Annotated in this window: 16 protein-coding genes; 13 read left to right on the top strand and 3 right to left on the bottom strand. The window is 67.1% G+C overall.

All coding sequences use genetic code 11. The features are described 5' to 3' along the window. Nucleotides 1–34: 34 nt before the first annotated feature. The 7 genes from NRB20_RS35405 (at nt 35) to NRB20_RS35375 (ending at nt 8393) form a co-directional block, all read left to right on the top strand. Entirely contained in the window at nt 35–922 is an 888-nt protein-coding gene (locus NRB20_RS35405; protein WP_153415787.1) for a haloalkane dehalogenase, read from the top strand. Nucleotides 923–952: 30 nt separating this feature from the next. Further along, nucleotides 953–1957 (top strand): RNA polymerase sigma factor, encoded by a 1005-nt coding sequence (locus tag NRB20_RS35400; protein WP_319945817.1) that lies wholly within the window; start codon nt 953–955, stop codon nt 1955–1957. A gap of 360 nt (nt 1958–2317) precedes the next feature. Then, nucleotides 2318–4159, top strand: a complete 1842-nt coding sequence (gene dnaK / locus NRB20_RS35395) for a molecular chaperone DnaK (protein ID WP_153415786.1) — start codon at nt 2318–2320, stop codon at nt 4157–4159. Further along, complete coding sequence (gene grpE / locus NRB20_RS35390; RefSeq protein WP_319945816.1) at nt 4156–4773, top strand: nucleotide exchange factor GrpE; 618 nt, start codon at nt 4156–4158, stop codon at nt 4771–4773. Before dnaK ends, grpE begins: the two co-directional genes overlap by 4 nt. Nucleotides 4774–4805: 32 nt before the next feature. Next, nucleotides 4806–5984: a molecular chaperone DnaJ gene (gene dnaJ, locus NRB20_RS35385; RefSeq protein WP_153415785.1), complete on the top strand. Its 1179-nt coding sequence runs from the start codon at nt 4806–4808 to the stop codon at nt 5982–5984. After that, entirely contained in the window at nt 5984–6397 is a 414-nt protein-coding gene (locus NRB20_RS35380; RefSeq protein ID WP_153415784.1) for a heat shock protein transcriptional repressor HspR, read from the top strand. The genes dnaJ and NRB20_RS35380 overlap by 1 nt, the downstream gene beginning before the upstream one ends. An 826-nt stretch (nt 6398–7223) precedes the next feature. After that, nucleotides 7224–8393: a globin domain-containing protein gene (locus NRB20_RS35375; RefSeq protein WP_153415783.1), complete on the top strand. Its 1170-nt coding sequence runs from the start codon at nt 7224–7226 to the stop codon at nt 8391–8393. 150 nt (nt 8394–8543) lie between these two features. Here NRB20_RS35375 and NRB20_RS35370 read toward each other — a convergent pair whose 3' ends face one another. Beyond that, nucleotides 8544–9110: a helix-turn-helix domain-containing protein gene (locus NRB20_RS35370; RefSeq protein WP_319945815.1), complete on the bottom strand. Its 567-nt coding sequence runs from the start codon at nt 9108–9110 to the stop codon at nt 8544–8546. 89 nt (nt 9111–9199) lie between these two features. Here NRB20_RS35370 and NRB20_RS35365 point away from each other — a divergent pair, with 89 nt between their 5' ends. From NRB20_RS35365 to NRB20_RS35345, 5 genes are all read left to right on the top strand, one after another. Next, nucleotides 9200–9403, top strand: coding sequence for a PLDc N-terminal domain-containing protein (locus tag NRB20_RS35365; RefSeq protein WP_153415782.1), 204 nt, complete (start codon nt 9200–9202; stop codon nt 9401–9403). Further along, nucleotides 9396–10223, top strand: a complete 828-nt coding sequence (locus tag NRB20_RS35360; protein WP_153415781.1) for an ABC transporter ATP-binding protein — start codon at nt 9396–9398, stop codon at nt 10221–10223. Before NRB20_RS35365 ends, NRB20_RS35360 begins: the two co-directional genes overlap by 8 nt. After that, nucleotides 10220–10972: a hypothetical protein gene (locus NRB20_RS35355; protein ID WP_153415780.1), complete on the top strand. Its 753-nt coding sequence runs from the start codon at nt 10220–10222 to the stop codon at nt 10970–10972. Before NRB20_RS35360 ends, NRB20_RS35355 begins: the two co-directional genes overlap by 4 nt. A gap of 112 nt (nt 10973–11084) precedes the next feature. Next, a complete protein-coding gene (locus NRB20_RS35350; protein WP_194290122.1) occupies nt 11085–11321 on the top strand; it encodes a hypothetical protein in 237 nt (78 codons plus the stop codon). Further along, nucleotides 11318–11677, top strand: coding sequence for a type II toxin-antitoxin system PemK/MazF family toxin (locus tag NRB20_RS35345; protein ID WP_319945814.1), 360 nt, complete (start codon nt 11318–11320; stop codon nt 11675–11677). The genes NRB20_RS35350 and NRB20_RS35345 overlap by 4 nt, the downstream gene beginning before the upstream one ends. Nucleotides 11678–11689: 12 nt before the next feature. On the opposite strand, the gene NRB20_RS35340 is transcribed toward NRB20_RS35345, so the two are convergent. Both NRB20_RS35340 and NRB20_RS35335 read right to left on the bottom strand, forming a co-directional pair. Further along, a complete protein-coding gene (locus tag NRB20_RS35340) occupies nt 11690–12475 on the bottom strand; it encodes an FAD-binding oxidoreductase (RefSeq protein WP_153415778.1) in 786 nt (261 codons plus the stop codon). A 65-nt stretch (nt 12476–12540) separates the two neighbouring features. Then, complete coding sequence (locus NRB20_RS35335; RefSeq protein ID WP_319945813.1) at nt 12541–13701, bottom strand: FAD-binding oxidoreductase; 1161 nt, start codon at nt 13699–13701, stop codon at nt 12541–12543. Between the two features lie 305 nt (nt 13702–14006). Here NRB20_RS35335 and clpB point away from each other — a divergent pair, with 305 nt between their 5' ends. Then, the gene (gene clpB, locus NRB20_RS35330; RefSeq protein ID WP_319945812.1) at nt 14007–16595 is read left to right on the top strand and encodes an ATP-dependent chaperone ClpB; all 2589 of its coding nucleotides are present in this window, start codon (nt 14007–14009) and stop codon (nt 16593–16595) included. The last annotated feature ends 163 nt before the right edge of the window (nt 16596–16758 follow it).

Here is a 16758-nt window from a genome sequence, read left to right as displayed (position 1 = left end):
CCCGGTGTAAGCACTTCTACCGGAAGGATCCGAGATGCCCGTCATCGACGTTCTCGACTCGTTCATGCACTACAGCGACACCGGCGAGGGCGATGTGCCGGTCGTCTTCCTGCACGGCAACCCCACCTCTTCGTACCTGTGGCGCAACGTGATTCCGCACGTGCGCGGCGAGGTGCGCGCGCTGGCCCCGGACCTGATCGGGATGGGCGAGTCGGGCAAACCCGATATCGGCTACCGGTTCGCCGACCACGCCCGCTACCTGGACGCCTGGTTCGACGCCCTCGACCTGGACCGGGCCGTCCTCGTCGGCCACGACTGGGGCGGCGCGCTGGCCATGCACCGGCTGGCCCGGCATCCCGAACGGGTGCGCGGGATCGCCGTCCTCGAAACCTTCCTGCGCCCGCTGAGCTGGGCCGAGATGCCGCCGCAGGGCGCGGACCTGTTCCGCGGCTTCCGTTCTCCGGAGGGTGCGCGAATGATCTTGCAGGAGAACATGTTCATCGAATTCAACCTGCCCTTCGGTGCGAAGAGCCTGACCCCCGCCGATCTGGACGTCTACCGCGCGCCCTACCCGACGCCGGAGTCCCGACGCCCGATGCTGGTGTGGCCCAGGGAGATTCCGTTCGACGGCGAACCCGCCGACGTCGCAGCGATCATGACCGACTACGGCCGCGCGATGGCCGACACCCCGCAGATCCCCAAACTGCTGATGGCGGTCGAGAACGGCATCGGCATGGGCGGTAACGAAACAATCGACTGGGCCACAACGACATTCGCCAACATTGAAACGGTAGGCATCGGCCCGGCGGGACATCACGCCCCCGAAGATCAGCCCGACGCGATCGGCAAGGCCATCGCCCAGTGGCTCGGCAAACACGACCTGTCCCGACCGTCTTCGTCCATCGAGAAGGTCTCGCGCTGAACGAAGAGTCCACTGATCGATGAGTCTTCGGTGAAGACCCATCGAGTGACGGGCGAGTTCGATCAGGGCGGCGCGAATCCGATGTGGTGTGCAGTGGTGGGAGTTTCCGGTCTGCTTGCGTGCGCGGCCGATCCGCCGAACCATGGTGAGGTGGAGATCGGATCGGCCGACGCGCCGTTCACGCAGGAGCCCGCCATCGGCGAGGCGGATCTGGTCGCGCGCGCCGTCGCCGGTGACGCCGCCGCGATCACGGAAGTCGTTCGGCTGCTCCAGGATCCGCTCTACCGCCTGGCGCTGCGCATGACCGGCAGCCCGCCCGACGCCGAGGACGCCACCCAGGAGATCCTGCTGCGCGTCCTGGGCAACCTGTCCACCTGGCGTGCCGAGGCCCGCTTGCTGACCTGGGCGTATCGCATCGGCGTCAACCAGTTGCTGAACCTGCGCCGCCGCAGCCCGCAGGAGCGCGCCCAGATCTCACTGGACGATTTCGCCACCGATCTGCGCGACGGCCTCGCCGAACAGGACTACCGCGGCCCCGAGGCGACCCTGCTCACCCGCGAGGTCCGCCTCACCTGTAGCCAGGCCATGCTGCAATGCCTGAGTCGCGACGAACGGATCGCCTTCGTCCTGGGCGACGTCTTCGAACTGGGCTCCCCCGAGGCCGCCTGGGTCCTCGGCATCACCCCGGCCACCTACCGAAAACGCTTGCAGCGAGCCAAGAAACGCCTCGGCGACTTCCTGAACTCCACCTGCGGCATCACGAATCCGAAGGCCGCCTGCCACTGCGCCCGCCGCGTCGACAAGGCCGTCGAGATCGGCCGCGTCGACCCCCGCCGCCCCGCCTACGCCACCCACCCGACCACCCCCGGCGCCCGCACCGCGCTCGAGGTCGAACAGCAGATGTCCCGCCTGCACGACGCCGCCGCGATCTTCCGCTCCCACCCGGACTACGCCGTCCCGGCCACCCGCACGGAAAGCATTCAGCGCCTGCTGAATTCGGGCCGCTTCCCGCTCCTGGACGAATCACGCGACTGACGCCGGGCAGCACCGGTCGCCGACATCGACCGGCAGGACATCGGCGCTTCGACGCCGCACCTCGTCTACCAGGAGGTTTCGGTTGTCGACCCGGTCCGGGAAAATATTTTCGCCGAGCGGGAATGGATGAGGTGGGCCGCTCGTTATCCAGATCGACGCAAAGTTGAGCGTGCAGGACTCAAGTTCTCGGTTGACTCGGACCCCGGGTCGATGCAAGATTGAGTCGACCACGCTCAGTATTGCTGAGGACCGTGCTCCAGGCGGTGTCGGGGTGAGGTCCGGTGGTTGTCGCAACGGCAACCGCGGCAGGCGTCTGCCCTGCATCGCCACATACAGGTACGTCATACAGGAGGAACCACAATGGCTCGTGCGGTCGGTATCGACCTCGGGACCACGAACTCTGTCGTCGCCGTTCTCGAAGGCGGCGAACCGGTCGTCGTCGCCAACTCGGAAGGATCGCGGACCAGTCCGTCGATCGTCGCGTTCGCGAAGAACGGCGAGGTACTCGTCGGCCAGCCCGCGAAGAACCAGGCCGTCACCAACGTCGATCGCACCATCCGCTCGGTCAAGCGCCACATCGGCACCGACTGGAGCGTGGACATCGACGGGAAGAAGTACACGCCGCAGGAGATCAGCGCCCGCGTGCTGATGAAGCTCAAGCGCGACGCGGAGGCCTACCTCGGTGAGGAGATCGCCGACGCGGTCATCACCGTCCCGGCGTACTTCGAGGACGCCCAGCGCCAGGCCACCAAGGAAGCCGGCCAGATCGCCGGCCTGAACGTGCTGCGCATCGTCAACGAGCCCACCGCCGCGGCCCTGGCCTACGGCCTGGACAAGGGCGACAAGGAACAGACCATCCTGGTCTTCGACCTCGGTGGCGGCACCTTCGACGTCTCGCTGCTGGAAATCGGCGAGGGCGTCGTCGAGGTCCGCGCCACCTCCGGCGACAACCACCTCGGTGGTGACGACTGGGACGAGCGCGTCGTGCAGTGGCTGGTCGACAAGTTCAAGGGCTCCTCGGGCATCGACCTGACCAAGGACAAGATGGCGATGCAGCGGCTGCGTGAGGCCGCGGAGAAGGCCAAGATCGAACTCAGCTCCAGCCAGAGCACCTCGATCAACCTGCCCTACATCACCGTCGACGCCGACAAGAACCCGCTGTTCCTGGACGAGCAGCTGACCCGCTCGGAGTTCCAGAAGATCACCTCCGATCTGCTGGACCGCACCCGGCAGCCGTTCCAGTCCGTCATCAAAGACGCCGGAATCTCGGTCTCGGACATCGATCACGTTGTCCTCGTGGGTGGTTCGACCCGTATGCCCGCGGTCTCCGAGCTGGTCAAGGAACTGACCGGTGGCAAGGAGCCCAACAAGGGCGTCAACCCGGACGAGGTCGTCGCCGTCGGCGCCGCCCTGCAGGCCGGTGTGCTCAAGGGTGAGGTCAAGGACGTCCTGCTGCTCGATGTGACCCCGCTGTCGCTGGGTATCGAGACCAAGGGCGGCGTGATGACCAAGCTCATCGAGCGCAACACCACGATCCCGACCAAGCGTTCGGAGACCTTCACCACCGCCGATGACAACCAGCCGTCGGTGCAGATCCAGGTCTTCCAGGGTGAGCGCGAGATCGCCTCGCACAACAAGCTGCTCGGTTCGTTCGAGCTGACCGGCATCCCGCCGGCCCCGCGCGGCGTGCCGCAGATCGAGGTCACCTTCGACATCGACGCCAACGGCATCGTGCACGTGACCGCGAAGGACAAGGGCACCGGCAAGGAGAACACGATCAAGATCCAGGACGGCTCCGGCCTGTCCAAGGAGGAGATCGACCGGATGGTCAAGGACGCCGAGGCGCACGCCGCGGAGGACAAGACCCGTCGCGAGGAGGCCGAGACCCGCAACCAGGCCGAGTCGCTGGTGCACCAGACCGAGAAGTTCATCAAGGACAACGAGGACAAGGTGCCCGCGGACGTGAAGGGGAAGGTCGAATCGGCCATCACCGACGCGAACGAGGCGCTCAAGGGCACCGACATCGCGGCCATCAAGACCGCGGTGGAGAAGCTGGCCACCGAGTCGCAGGCCCTGGGCCAGGCGATCTACGATGCGTCCGCCGCCGAGGGCGCCGCTGCCTCGGGCAACGGTTCGGCTGCTCCCGACTCCGATGACACGGTCGTCGACGCGGAGGTCGTGGAAGAGCCGGAGAAGAAGTGACCGAACACAATTCGGAATCCGAACCGGTAACGATCGTGGACAACCGCAAGGTCGATCCGGTCACTGGTGAGGTCCGCCCGGCCGCGGCGTCGCAGGACGCCGCGGCCGAGGGGGGACCGGGCCCGGTGTCCGGCGACGAGGCGCACACCGATCCGGTGCACGCCGAACTGGCCGAGCGCACCGCCGATCTGCAGCGCCTGACCGCCGAATACGCCAACTACCGGCGGCGCACCGAACGCGACCGCAAGGCCGCGATCGACACCGCCAAGGCGTCGGTGGTCACCGAACTGCTCGGCGTGCTGGACGATCTGGATCGTGCTCGCGCACACGGTGATCTGGAGTCCGGCCCGCTGAAGTCCGTGGCCGACAAGCTGTCCGAGGCATTGCAGAAACAGGGCCTCGAGGAGTTCGGCACGGAGGGCGAGGCGTTCGACCCGACGGTGCACGAGGCCGTGCAGCACGAGGGCGAGGGCCACGATCCGGTGATCGGTGTGGTGATGCGCAAGGGGTACCGCTTCGGCGATCGGGTGCTGCGGCACGCGCTTGTCGGAGTGACCGACGGGGTAACAGATCTGGTGACAGGAAATGCTGGCACCGATGACGACGACCAATGAGCGTCCATCTGAGCTGAGGAAGGAGGAGATGCCTGGTGAATCGTGAGTGGCTCGAGAAGGACTTCTACAAGGAGCTGGGTATTTCCTCCGGCGCTACCCAGGACGAGATCAAGAAGGCGTATCGCAAACTGGCCCGCGACCTGCATCCGGACAAGAATCCGGGTGACGCCGCGGCCGAGGAGCGGTTCAAGGCCGTCAGCGAGGCGCATGCCGTGCTGTCCGATCCGGAGAAGCGCTCGGAGTACGACGAGGCCCGCAAGTTGTTCGCCAACGGCGGTTTCGGCCGCGGCGGGTTCTCGCCCGGCGGTGGCTACGGCCAGGGTGGATTCAACGATTTCAACCTGGGCGACATCTTCGGCGGCGCGGCGGGTTCCACCGCCGACGGCGGGCTCGGCGATATCCTCGGCGGCCTGTTCAACCGCGGTGCGGGCGGTGCGACACGCACCTCCACGCGGCCACGGCGGGGCAGCGATGTGGAGACCGAGACCAATCTCGGCTTCCGCGAGGCCGCGCAGGGTGTGACGGTGCCGCTGCGGATGACGAGTCCGTCGCCGTGTACCACCTGTCACGGCAGCGGCGCCAAGCCCGGCACGAGTCCGCGAGTCTGCCCGCACTGCAACGGAACCGGCGTCATCAGCCGGAACCAGGGTGCGTTCGGATTCAGCGAGCCGTGCGAGGACTGCCGCGGTACGGGCTCGATCATCGACGACCCGTGCGTGGACTGCCGCGGTACCGGCATCCAGAACCGGACCCGCACCATCACCGTGCGGATTCCGCCGGGTGTGCGGGACGGGCAGCGGATCCGGTTGGCGGGTCAGGGCGAGGCGGGTCTGCGCGGCGCTCCCGCGGGTGACCTGTTCGTCACGGTGCATGTCAGCAACGACAAGGTCTTCGGCCGCAACGGCGACGACCTGACGTTGGTGCTGCCGGTCAGCTACAGCGAATTGGTGCTCGGCACAACGGTTTCGGTTCCCACACTGGAGGGCCGGGTCGGGGTGAAGGTGCCCGCGGGCACCGCCGACGGACGTACCCTGAGAGTGCGTGGGCGCGGTGTGCCCAAGCGCTCCGGTGGTGCGGGCGATCTGCTGGTGACCGTGAAGGTCGCGGTGCCGCCGAAGCTGGACGAGGAAGCCGCCGAGGCGCTGCGTCACTACGCGGAGGCGGAGAAGGCCGGCGGATTCGATCCGCGAGCCGGATGGGCAGGTGCGTAATGTCCGGTCAGGCAGGGAATCCACCCCTCGGTAATCAGGGTGGCTCGAGCGCCGAGTACTTCGTGATCTCGGTGGCAGCCCAGCTGGCCGGTATGCACGCGCAGACCCTGCGCACCTACGACCGGCTGGGCCTGGTCACCCCCCACCGCACCTCGGGTGGTGGCCGTCGCTACTCGAACCGGGATGTGGAACTGCTCCGCGAGGTGCAGCGCCTGTCCCAGGACGAGGGCGTCAACCTGGCCGGTATCAAGCGGATCATCGAACTGACCAACCAGGTCGAGGCCCTGCAGCAGCGCGTGGCCGAACTCACCGAAGAGGTCGACCACCTACGCTCCTCCTACCGCCCCGACCTGACCCCGCCCCAACGCAGCACCGCCCTCGTGGTCTGGCAGCCCCGCAACAAGCGCCGCTAGCCACGAAAACCCCACCAGGACAGCGTCTCTGCTCGCAGAGGCGCTGTTCTCGTCTGTGCCTGCTCTGATGCTTGCGGTCGAGGCGATCGCGCCCTCGTCGCGGGGTGCGAGATATCGATCGGTACAGCGCATCTGGAACGAGGTCACTGATCTCGACGGACCGACTCGGGAAATAATGAGAGGAAACTCAACGGTCGCGGATCAGCGGGCCGGTTGACCAGTGGATTCATCTGCGGCAGAACGTAACCGAAGAGTTCCGGATCAATATCAACCGTGGGGTGGGGGTGCATGCACTGTCCGGGCGCATGCGGGTGGTGAGTGGGGTTGCGAGGTGCCGCGTGCCATGGATCGGATGGAGGCCGGGAGGCGCTCGGTGCGCGGCCCCAGGTGTGGTTGCGGGTGGTGTGCTGTGTTCATAGGGGTGGATTGGGCGATTTGTCTCCAGGGGTGCCTGCTGCGGAGTGCCGCTTGTGGTGGCGGAAAGATTGCTGGGTGGGTTGACCGGGGTTGGATGGTCGGCCTGATCGACCGGTGATTGATTGCAGAGAGATCGCTAGAAAAGTGAGTCTTTCAAAATGAAGGTTGTTGATTTGGTGGAGTCTTGGCGGGGAATGACCGGATTTACTGGGCAAACGGTTGGTTTATGAGGGGTTGGGCCTGCATCGGGCAGGTTCGGGGGGAATTACATGTGGGTTGTTCGGGTGGATCGGTACGGGTCTGGCAAACCTCGCATAGACTCTGAGCGCGTCGGCTGCTGCCGGGTTTCTGGGCGGTGTGATATCGCGGTCGGGCTCGTAATCGAGTGTGAGATGGGGTTGTGAGACAGATGGATTCGCGTGCCACCGCCATGGTCCGGACGACGTTCAAGGCGGTTGCTGCGGATGAGGAGGGGCCCGGGAAGGTGGCGGGATCGTTTTACGCGATCCTGTTCAGCGCACAACCGCAGCTGCGCGAATACTTTCCCGCCTCCCTCGACACCGAGCGCGAGCGGCTGGTCAAGGCCCTCGCCCACATGGTGGATCGGCTCGACGAACCCGATGAGCTGCTGCCGTTCCTGGCCCAGCTCGGGCGCGACCACCGCAAGTACGGCATCGGGCCGGAACATTATCCGGCCGTGGGGAATTCGCTGATTTCGGCGGTGCGCACGCATGCGCGGACCGAGCTGTGGACCGAGGAGGTCGAGCGCGCCTGGCAGGAGTGCGTCGAGCTGATCACCCGGACCATGCTGGTCGGCGCGCAGGATTCGGACCTGCCCGCGGTGTGGTCCGGCACGGTGATCGAGCATCGCCGGGTGCTGAACGATCTGGCCGTCGTGCGGGTGCGGTTGGATCAGCCGATGCGGTACGCCGCCGGACAGTATCTGAGCGTGCAGATCCCGGCGCGGCTGCGGATGTGGCGGTATCTGTCCCCGGCCGTGCCGCCGAATGCGGAGGGGGAGCTCGAATTCCACGTCCGCGGGCGCACCGGCGGCTGGGTCAGCCCGGCGCTGGTCGGCCACACCGACGTCGGCGATCGGTGGCTGCTGAGCGCGCCGATGGGCGGGCTCGGGGTGCCGCGCAACACCCGGCGCAAACTCCTCATGATCGGCTGCGGCACCGGAATCGCCCCGCTCCGAGCGCAACTCGTGGCGATGGCCCGTCGTCGGTCCAATCCGCGGGTGCACCTGTTCGTCGGCGGGCATCATCCGTGCGACCTCTACGACCTGGAGATTCTGAGCGAGTTGGCCGTGGCCAACAAGTGGCTGACCGTCACCCCGATCGTCGAGAGTGACGAAAACCCTTGGTGGCACTTCGATTCCGTCGAAACGTCGCTGGACCTGCCGGGCCTGGACCCGTGTCGCACCGGCCGGATCGGCGCGGTCGTCGCGGGTTACGGCCCGTGGGCGGACCGTGACATCCAGATCTCGGGTTCCCCGTCGATGGTGCAGACCACCAAGTTCCGCCTGATGGCCGCGGGCACTCCGGCCGCGAATATCCGCCACGATCCGATGTTCTGAGTGCGGATGTTATTGGGGTAGAGGTGATTCCGCCGTTCCCGCGAGGGTCCGGGGCCGGGTGCGACCGTTGAGCCGCAGTCGTCGCCCGTCCTCGGCCTTCGCCGGAACTACGGGATCACCGCGACGGAACTTGTTGATGCGCAGGCGATTTCACTCCCGCTCATCCGTAGCCGGTGGTTCGGGCGTCGGGTCCGGACCGGCGGGGATGTGGAAGGTGCGCACCGTACGCCGGACGCGTCCGGGCGCGGGCCCGTTGGCCAGCCGCGGTGCGACGACCCGTGACAGGTCCTCGATGAATTCGATGAATTCGGCGTCGTCCAACCACATTCCGGCCACCCGGTAGCCGACTCCGTCGCGGACGTAATCGATCTCGTCGCGTTCGAGGTAGCGGTCGAAGTCGGCCAGCAGCCCCGCGACGAAGGCGGTGAACGCGCGCCGATGATCCTCGGTGCTCATCGTGGCCAGCTGCTCGGGGGTGATCTGGGCGGCGGTGAGCCGGAGCCGGTAGGTGCGTTCGATCGTGCCGCGGATCCGGCGTTCGGCCACGATCTCCAGGACCTCGGCGTCGACCATGCGCGCGACGTGCCGGTAGAGGCTGCCCGGCGGGATGTCGTCGAGTTCGGCGCTCAGCTCGCTCGTGGTCAACGTCCGATCGCCCAGGAATGTCTGCACGATCCGCAATCGCACCGGATGCAGCAGTAGTTCGACCGAGTCCACGCTCCGATCGTAGCATTGTTATCGCTATTGATAATGTTCGCGGAACTGTGAATAATATGGGTCGTCACGCCCATGAGGAGGGGAACGAGATGTCGAATGTCCCGATGGCCGCGCTGGCGCCGCTGGTGCTGGTGGCTCTGTGTTTCGTCGGTTTCTGCTGGTACGACCTGTCCCGTTCGCGGGTGCGGTATCTGCCCCGCTGGCTGTGGGCGATCGTCTGCCTGATCAGCATTCCGCTCGGCGGGATCGTGTATCTGGTCGTCGGGCGGGACGGCGGGGTCGAACGTGGCTGATCCGCAACTCGAGGTGTCGGACGTGTCGGTGCGGTTCGGCGACTTCACGGCGTTGGATCACATCGACTGGACCGTCGCGGGACCGGGCGTCATCGGCCTGATCGGACTCAACGGCGCGGGGAAGACCACGCTGATCCGCGCGGTGCTGGGCCTGCAACGGGTCGGCGCGGGCGTCGTGCGGGTGCCGATCGGACTGGGCGCGATCGGATACTGCCCGGACACACCGGGTTTCGAGCCGTGGCTGTCCGCGCGGGAGGTGCTCGAACAATCCCTGGCGATCGGCCCGGGTCGGCGTGCGGGTCGGGTGTCGGTCGACGCGACGCTGGAGTCGGTGGACCTGGCCCGCCACGCGCATCGGCGGGCGGGCGGTTTCTCGCGAGGGATGTTGCAGCGCTTGGGAATTGCCGCGGCGCTGGTCAGGCAGCCGGAGGTGCTGATACTGGACGAGCCGACCAGCGCCCTGGATCCGGAGGGTCGCGCGGCGGTGCTCGCGCTGATCCGAGAGCTGGGCGAGCGGATGACGGTGGTGTTCTCCAGTCACCTGCTCGCCGACGTCGAGGACCTCGCCGACCGCCTGCTGGTGCTGCATCGCGGGCACACCGTGTTCACCGGCGACACCGCGACATTCCGCGCCGAACACGCGACCCCGCCGACGCTGCGCATCGCGCTGCGCGGCGGCCGGACCGTCGAAGCCGCTGCGCCGCAATGGGGTTCGACGCTGGCCGAGGTGTCGGCGCACGCCGCCGACATCGACGACATCGAGATCTCGCGCGGTTCGCTGGCCGACGCGTTCTTCACCGCGATCGGGGAAAGGTCATGAGCCGCATGGTGTTCCGCATCGAGTGGTATCGCTGGTTGCGCACCCGCCGCCTGGTCGCACTGGTGGCGGCCTTCGCGTTGTTCGGCTGCCTGTCCCTGTTCGGTGCGAAATACCTGCCGGACCTGCTCGGCCAATCCTCGGAGATCCGACTGCTCCGCACACCGGACTGGCACGACGGGCTGCAACAGTACGTGAAGAACTCCGGCCTGCTGCTCGCCGCGGTCTCGATGGTGCTGGCCGCCCAGGCATGCGCGGTCCGCGGCGACACCGCGATCGGCATCTACTACCTGAGCCGCGAAACCTCACCGCTGCGCCTGTACCTACCGCGACTACTGGTGGCAGGCGGCGTGGTCGCAGCGGCCGCACTGTTCGGCGCGGCCCTCGCACTGTACGAATGCCACGCACTGTTCGGCCCGTTCCCCCTCGCCGCCGCCACGAGTTGGCTTGCCGTGCAATGGTTCGCACTGATCACGATCGCGATCTTCACCGCATCCCTGGCAGCCCGAACCCACTCGGCAGGCCTCGCCGCCGCAACAACCGCAGGACTGTACGTACTGAGCCTCTTCGCCGCCTCCCTCCCCTCGGTACAACCCTGGCTCCCCACCACCGCCCTACAGCCGACCATCACCACCACCGCCCCCTCCCTCCCCGCTGCAACGAAATCACTTGCAGCCCTACTGATCCTGTCCGCACTAGCGACCACATCGGCCCTGACCACACCGATCCGCACCATCCGCACAACCAGCTGACCGGCGAGGGCGCGACCTTAGATCCCACCGGCTGACCATAGAGGTATCCCGGAAGGTATCCTTGCAAGGTATACTCGATCGTATTCGGCGATATGTGAAGGGAGGTGCGCCCATGGCCACCATGTCTTCGATGAAGGTCGAGCAGTCGGTTCGGGAGCGAGTGAGTTCGCTGGCGCAGTTGGAGGGGCTCACCGTCTCGCAGACGATTGCTCGATTGCTCGACGAGCACGATCGGAAGCTGCGGTTCGCGGCCGTGGCGGCGGCGTACGCGGAAGCGGACTCGGATTACGTTGCCGAGGTGCGGGAATGGGATGAGACGCTCGAAGATGGTTTGGGTGACGGTCTGTGAGTGCTGCGCGACCGTCGCTCCGGCCGGGGCAGGTCGTCTGGATCGATTTCTCCCCCACGCAGGGTCGTGAACAGATGGGCCGTCGACCGGCGGTGGTCATCTCGACCGCCGACTATCTGCGAACGGTCCGGGATCTCGCCGTGGTGGTGCCGGTGACCACCACGGACCGGGGCTGGCCACATCATGTCCGGCTGCGGGGCGATGAACTCGCGCTGGAGCAGGTCTGCTTCGCCATGACGGAACAACCGCGCACGGTGAGTCTCGCCCGGATCGGCAAGGATTCCGGCGCGGTGGACGACCGTACGCTGGCGGTGATCCGCCGCTGGATCAGTGACTTCGTGGTGACGGAGAGCTGACCGGCAACGGCCTCAAACCCCTTCGTAGCGAATGGCTTCGGCGGGGGTGCCGGTCTGGATGAGGCGGTCCACGGTGGCGGTGGTCATGGCGGGGGAGCCGCAGACCAGGATCTGGTGGTGTTCCAGGGGGCCCATTTCGCCGACGACGTCGGCGAGGGTGCCTTCCAGCATTTCGTCCACGTCGAAGCCCACGTCCACGCGGGACGCCTCGTACCAGGGGTCTTCCCAGGTCGGGTCCTCGGGGGTGTCGACCACGGGAATCACTGTCAGCCAGGGCAATTCGCCGGTGAGCAGGTAGAGCATGTCCGAGGCGTAGAGGTCGCGGGGGGAGCGGCCGCCGATGAACAGGTGGGTGCGGGGTGGTTCGGGGCGGCGGGAGATCTCCAGCAGGATCGAGCGCAGGGGGGCCAGGCCGGTGCCGCCGGCGAGCATCACCACGTCGGTCGCGTCGTTGTCGACGGCGAGCCAGCCGCCGGGATCGGTGATCCGCCATTCGTCGCCCGGCTGGGTGTCCGCGACGATCGTGCCGCTGCACCAGCCGCCCGGCACGGCCCGCACGTGGAATTCCAGCTTGCCGTCCAGCGAGGGGGCCAGCGCGGGCGAGAGTCGCCGCCGGACGCCGGGATGTTGCGGGATCTGCACCTCGACCGACTGCCCGGCGACGAACGGCACGTAGTCACCGATCAGCCGCACCACCGCGATGTCGTGCCGCAACCGGTGATGTCCGACCACCGTCGCGGCCCATTCGGTGGGCATGCCCAGGTGGATCTCGCCGGTCTCGTCGGGGCCGAGGGTCATACACCATCCTTGTTCGTCGAAATGTCGAAATACCTTGTGCTACAAGCGGACAGATCGGCGGCGGATCACACCGGATCCGCGGTGATGGACCATTCCGGCGTGCCGACCGCCACCAGCGCCCGGGTGGTGGCCGCGATCATCCGGGCCGATCCGGCGATCTGGATCTGCCGATCGGACCAGGAGCCGAAACTCGCCACCACCGCACCCAGATTACCGATCAACCTGCGGTGCATGCCGAACGGCGGGTCGGCCGGGGGATGCGGATACCACCAGGGGTTGGATGCGTTCTCGCACACCGGGATCACGGTCAGCCAGGGATTGCTGAGCGAGAGCTGCCACATGTTCTGCACGTCGTACAGGTCGCACGGATACTGCCCGCCCATGAAGAAGTGCACGCGCGGATTGTCCCCGCGCCGGCCCATTTCGATGAGTTGCGCACGCAGCGGGGCGATTCCGGTGCCCGAACCGATCATCAGCACATCGCTGCCGGTGTCCCGGTCCACGTGCAGCCCGCCGAGCGGCCCGGCGATCTGCCAGACGTCCCCGACCTCGGTCTCGGCCACGATGGCCGGGCTCACCCAGCCGTTCTCCACCTTGCGGACGTGGAATTCGATCTCCCCGTAGGGATTCGTCGGAATCGCGGGCGAGAGGTACCGCCACATCTTGGGCCGCTGCGGCACCGACACGGGAACATACTGTCCGGCCTGATACGGAATCGGCGTCTGCGACTGCAACCGCACGATCGCCAGATCCTCCAGCACCTGCCGGTGCCCGACCACGGTGGCCTCCCAGAACGGCTGGGAGGTATCGGAATTCGCGCCGATGGCCATCGAGGCGGAGATGAGGATGCCGATGTCGCGCCAGCCCGCCTCGAGCTCGTCCGACCAGCCGCCGATGCCGCAGTAGGTGCGGAACGCGGCCACCAGCGCGCGCCCGGCGATATCGTAGTGAGCCGCCTCGACCCCGTATTTGCGGTGGTCACGGGCGAGCTGTTCGAGAAAGTGCTGGGCCCGGTCCCAGTCCTCGAGATGGTCGAGCACGAACTGCACGGCCGTCATCACCCGTTTGGGTTGCATGTCCATGGCGGGCGGGAACAACTCCCGCAGCCGGGGGTTCTCGCCGAACATATGGGCGTAGAACGCGCTGACCAGCCGTTCGGGCCCGTTCGGCGCATCGATGACGGACCGGTAATTGGCGCGGACCAGCGCAGCCGAACGCGCATCCACGACTCGAGCTTCCTTTCTGCATAGAACGGTCCGGGCCGTGGCCCGGACCGGCTCGTATTCCAGTATCCCCGAAAAAACCGTGGTCGCACGGTTATGTGGCGTTGACGGTACCGAACTTCGCCGAGGGGGAAACGTCGTGGTCGACACCGCGTCGGGCTAGCGTGGGGGAGTGGGCCCCCGATGGTGTTGCGTACGCCACTCGAAAGCTTCAAACTTGAGCGGAACAGACTCAACTTCTACTGCGTTGAATGATTCGAGAGCAGTCGAACGAGGCTGCGAAGAGACGACAAGTAGGAAGGTGCAGAGTGGACTCGTTCAGTCCCACCACCAAGACCCAGGCGGCCCTGACCGCCGCATTGCAGGCCGCCTCGGCCGCGGGCAATCCGGAGATCCGTCCGGCGCACTTGCTGGTGGCGTTGCTGGATCAGACCGACGGCATCGCCGCCCCGCTGCTCGAGGCCGTCGCCGTCGATCCGGCCACGGTCCGGCGCGAGGCCCAGGGCATCGTGGACCGGCTGCCGCAGGCGACCGGTGCGACCACCACGCCGCAACTCGGCCGCGAGGCGCTCGCGGCCATCACCGCCGCCCAGCAACTGGCCACCGAACTCGGCGACGAGTACGTCTCCACCGAACATCTGATGGTCGGGCTGGCACGCGGGGATTCCGATGTGTCTCAACTACTTCTGAAGTACGGCGCGAGCGCGGACGCGTTGCGCGAGGCGTTCACCGCCGTGCGCGGCAACGCCCGCGTCACCTCCCCGGATCCTGAGGGCAGCTACCAGGCGCTGGAGAAGTACTCCACCGATCTGACCGCCGCCGCCCGCGAGGGCAAACTCGATCCGGTCATCGGCCGCGACACCGAGATCCGGCGCGTGGTACAGGTTTTGAGCCGGCGCACCAAGAACAACCCGGTGCTGATCGGCGAGCCCGGCGTCGGCAAGACCGCCATCGTGGAGGGTCTGGCCCAGCGCATCATCGCCGGTGACGTGCCGGAGTCGTTGCGCGGCAAGCGATTGGTCTCGCTCGACCTGGGCGCGATGGTCGCCGGCGCGAAGTACCGCGGTGAATTCGAGGAGCGGCTCAAGGCCGTGCTCGAGGACATCAAACAGAGTGCGGGACAGATCATCACGTTCATCGATGAGCTGCACACCATCGTCGGCGCGGGCGCGACCGGCGAGTCGGCCATGGACGCGGGCAACATGATCAAGCCGATGCTCGCGCGCGGTGAACTGCGTCTCGTGGGCGCGACCACGTTGGACGAGTACCGCCAGCACATCGAGAAGGACGCGGCCCTGGAACGCCGCTTCCAGCAGGTGCTGGTCGGCGAGCCGTCGGTGGAGGACACCGTCGGCATCCTGCGCGGCCTCAAGGAGCGGTACGAGGTGCACCACGGCGTGCGCATCACCGACTCCGCGCTGGTCGCCGCGGCCACCCTGTCCGATCGGTACATCACCTCCCGGTTCCTGCCGGACAAGGCGATCGACCTGGTCGACGAGTCGGCCTCGCGGCTGCGCATGGAGATCGACTCGCGTCCGGTGGAGATCGATGAGGTCGAACGCGCGGTGCGACGGTTGGAGATCGAAGAGGTCGCCCTGGCGAAGGAGACCGACGCGGCCTCCAAGCAGCGCTTGGAGAAGTTGCGTGGCGAACTGGCCGACGACCGCGAGAAGCTCAACCAGCTGATGGCCCGCTGGCAGAACGAGAAGCAGGCCATCGACGGTGTGCGCGTGATCAAGGAGGAGTTGGAGTCGCTGCGCGGCGAATCCGAGCGCGCCGAACGCGACGGCGATCTGGGCAAGGCCGCCGAACTGCGCTACGGCCGCATCCCGCAGCTGGAGAAGCAGCTCGCCGAGGCCGAGGAGAAGGCCGGGACCAGCGGCAGCGGCCCCGACGGCCCCAGCGGCAGCGGTTCTGATGGCTCCTTGATGCTGAAGGAGGAGGTCGGCCCGGACGATATCGCCGAGGTGGTGTCGTCGTGGACCGGAATCCCCGTCGGCCGCATGCTCGAAGGCGAGACGCAGAAGTTGCTGCGGATGGAGGAGGAGTTGCGCGGCCGCGTGGTCGGGCAGGCCGAACCCGTGCGCGCGGTGTCCGACGCGGTGCGCCGGGCGCGGGCCGGGGTCGCGGATCCGAACCGTCCGACGGGCTCGTTCCTGTTCGTCGGCCCGACCGGTGTCGGCAAGACGGAACTGGCGAAAGCGTTGGCGGACTTCCTGTTCGACGACGAGCGCGCCATGATCCGGATCGACATGAGTGAGTACTCCGAGAAGCACGCGGTGGCTCGGCTGGTCGGCGCGCCGCCCGGATACGTCGGCTACGACCAGGGCGGTCAGCTGACCGAGGCGGTGCGACGGCGGCCGTACACGGTGGTGCTGTTCGACGAGATCGAGAAGGCGCACCCGGACGTGTTCGACATCCTGTTGCAGGTGCTCGACGAGGGCCGGTTGACCGACGGCCAGGGCCGCACGGTCGACTTCCGCAACACCATCCTCATCCTCACCTCCAACCTGGGTGCGGGCGGTGACAAGGACTTCGTGATGAATTCGGTGCGCGCCGCCTTCAAACCGGAATTCCTGAACCGCCTCGACGATGTGGTGATGTTCCAGGCGCTGAACGAGGAGGAGCTCGAGGAGATCGTCGACATCCAGCTGAACCAGTTGCAGAAGCGGCTGGCCCAGCGTCGGCTCACCCTGGACGTCAGCGATTCGGCCCGCTTCTGGCTGGCCGTGCGCGGCTACGACCCGGCCTACGGCGCGCGTCCGCTGCGTCGGCTGATCCAGCAGGCCATCGGCGATTCACTCGCCAAGGAACTGCTGGCGGGCGAGGTCACCGACGGCGATCTGGTGAAGGTCAACGTCTCGCCCGATGGTGACGGCCTCATCGTGGGCAGGTAACCGGTCGGCGGGCCCAGCGGCGAACGTGCTGGTCCGCTGGGCTCTCGGGTTGCACGCCGACAGCAAAGTTCGCGGCCCGGCTCGCCGGTCGGACGCGTGGCGGGTGCGAGGAACGAGTGCCCGGCACGGGGCCGAGTGGTGAGGCTCAGGGGGCCGCGAACCC

Source organism: Nocardia macrotermitis (assembly GCF_009604405.1).
GTDB lineage: Bacteria > Actinomycetota > Actinomycetes > Mycobacteriales > Mycobacteriaceae > Nocardia > Nocardia macrotermitis.
This window is presented reverse-complemented; position numbering and strand designations above follow the sequence as displayed.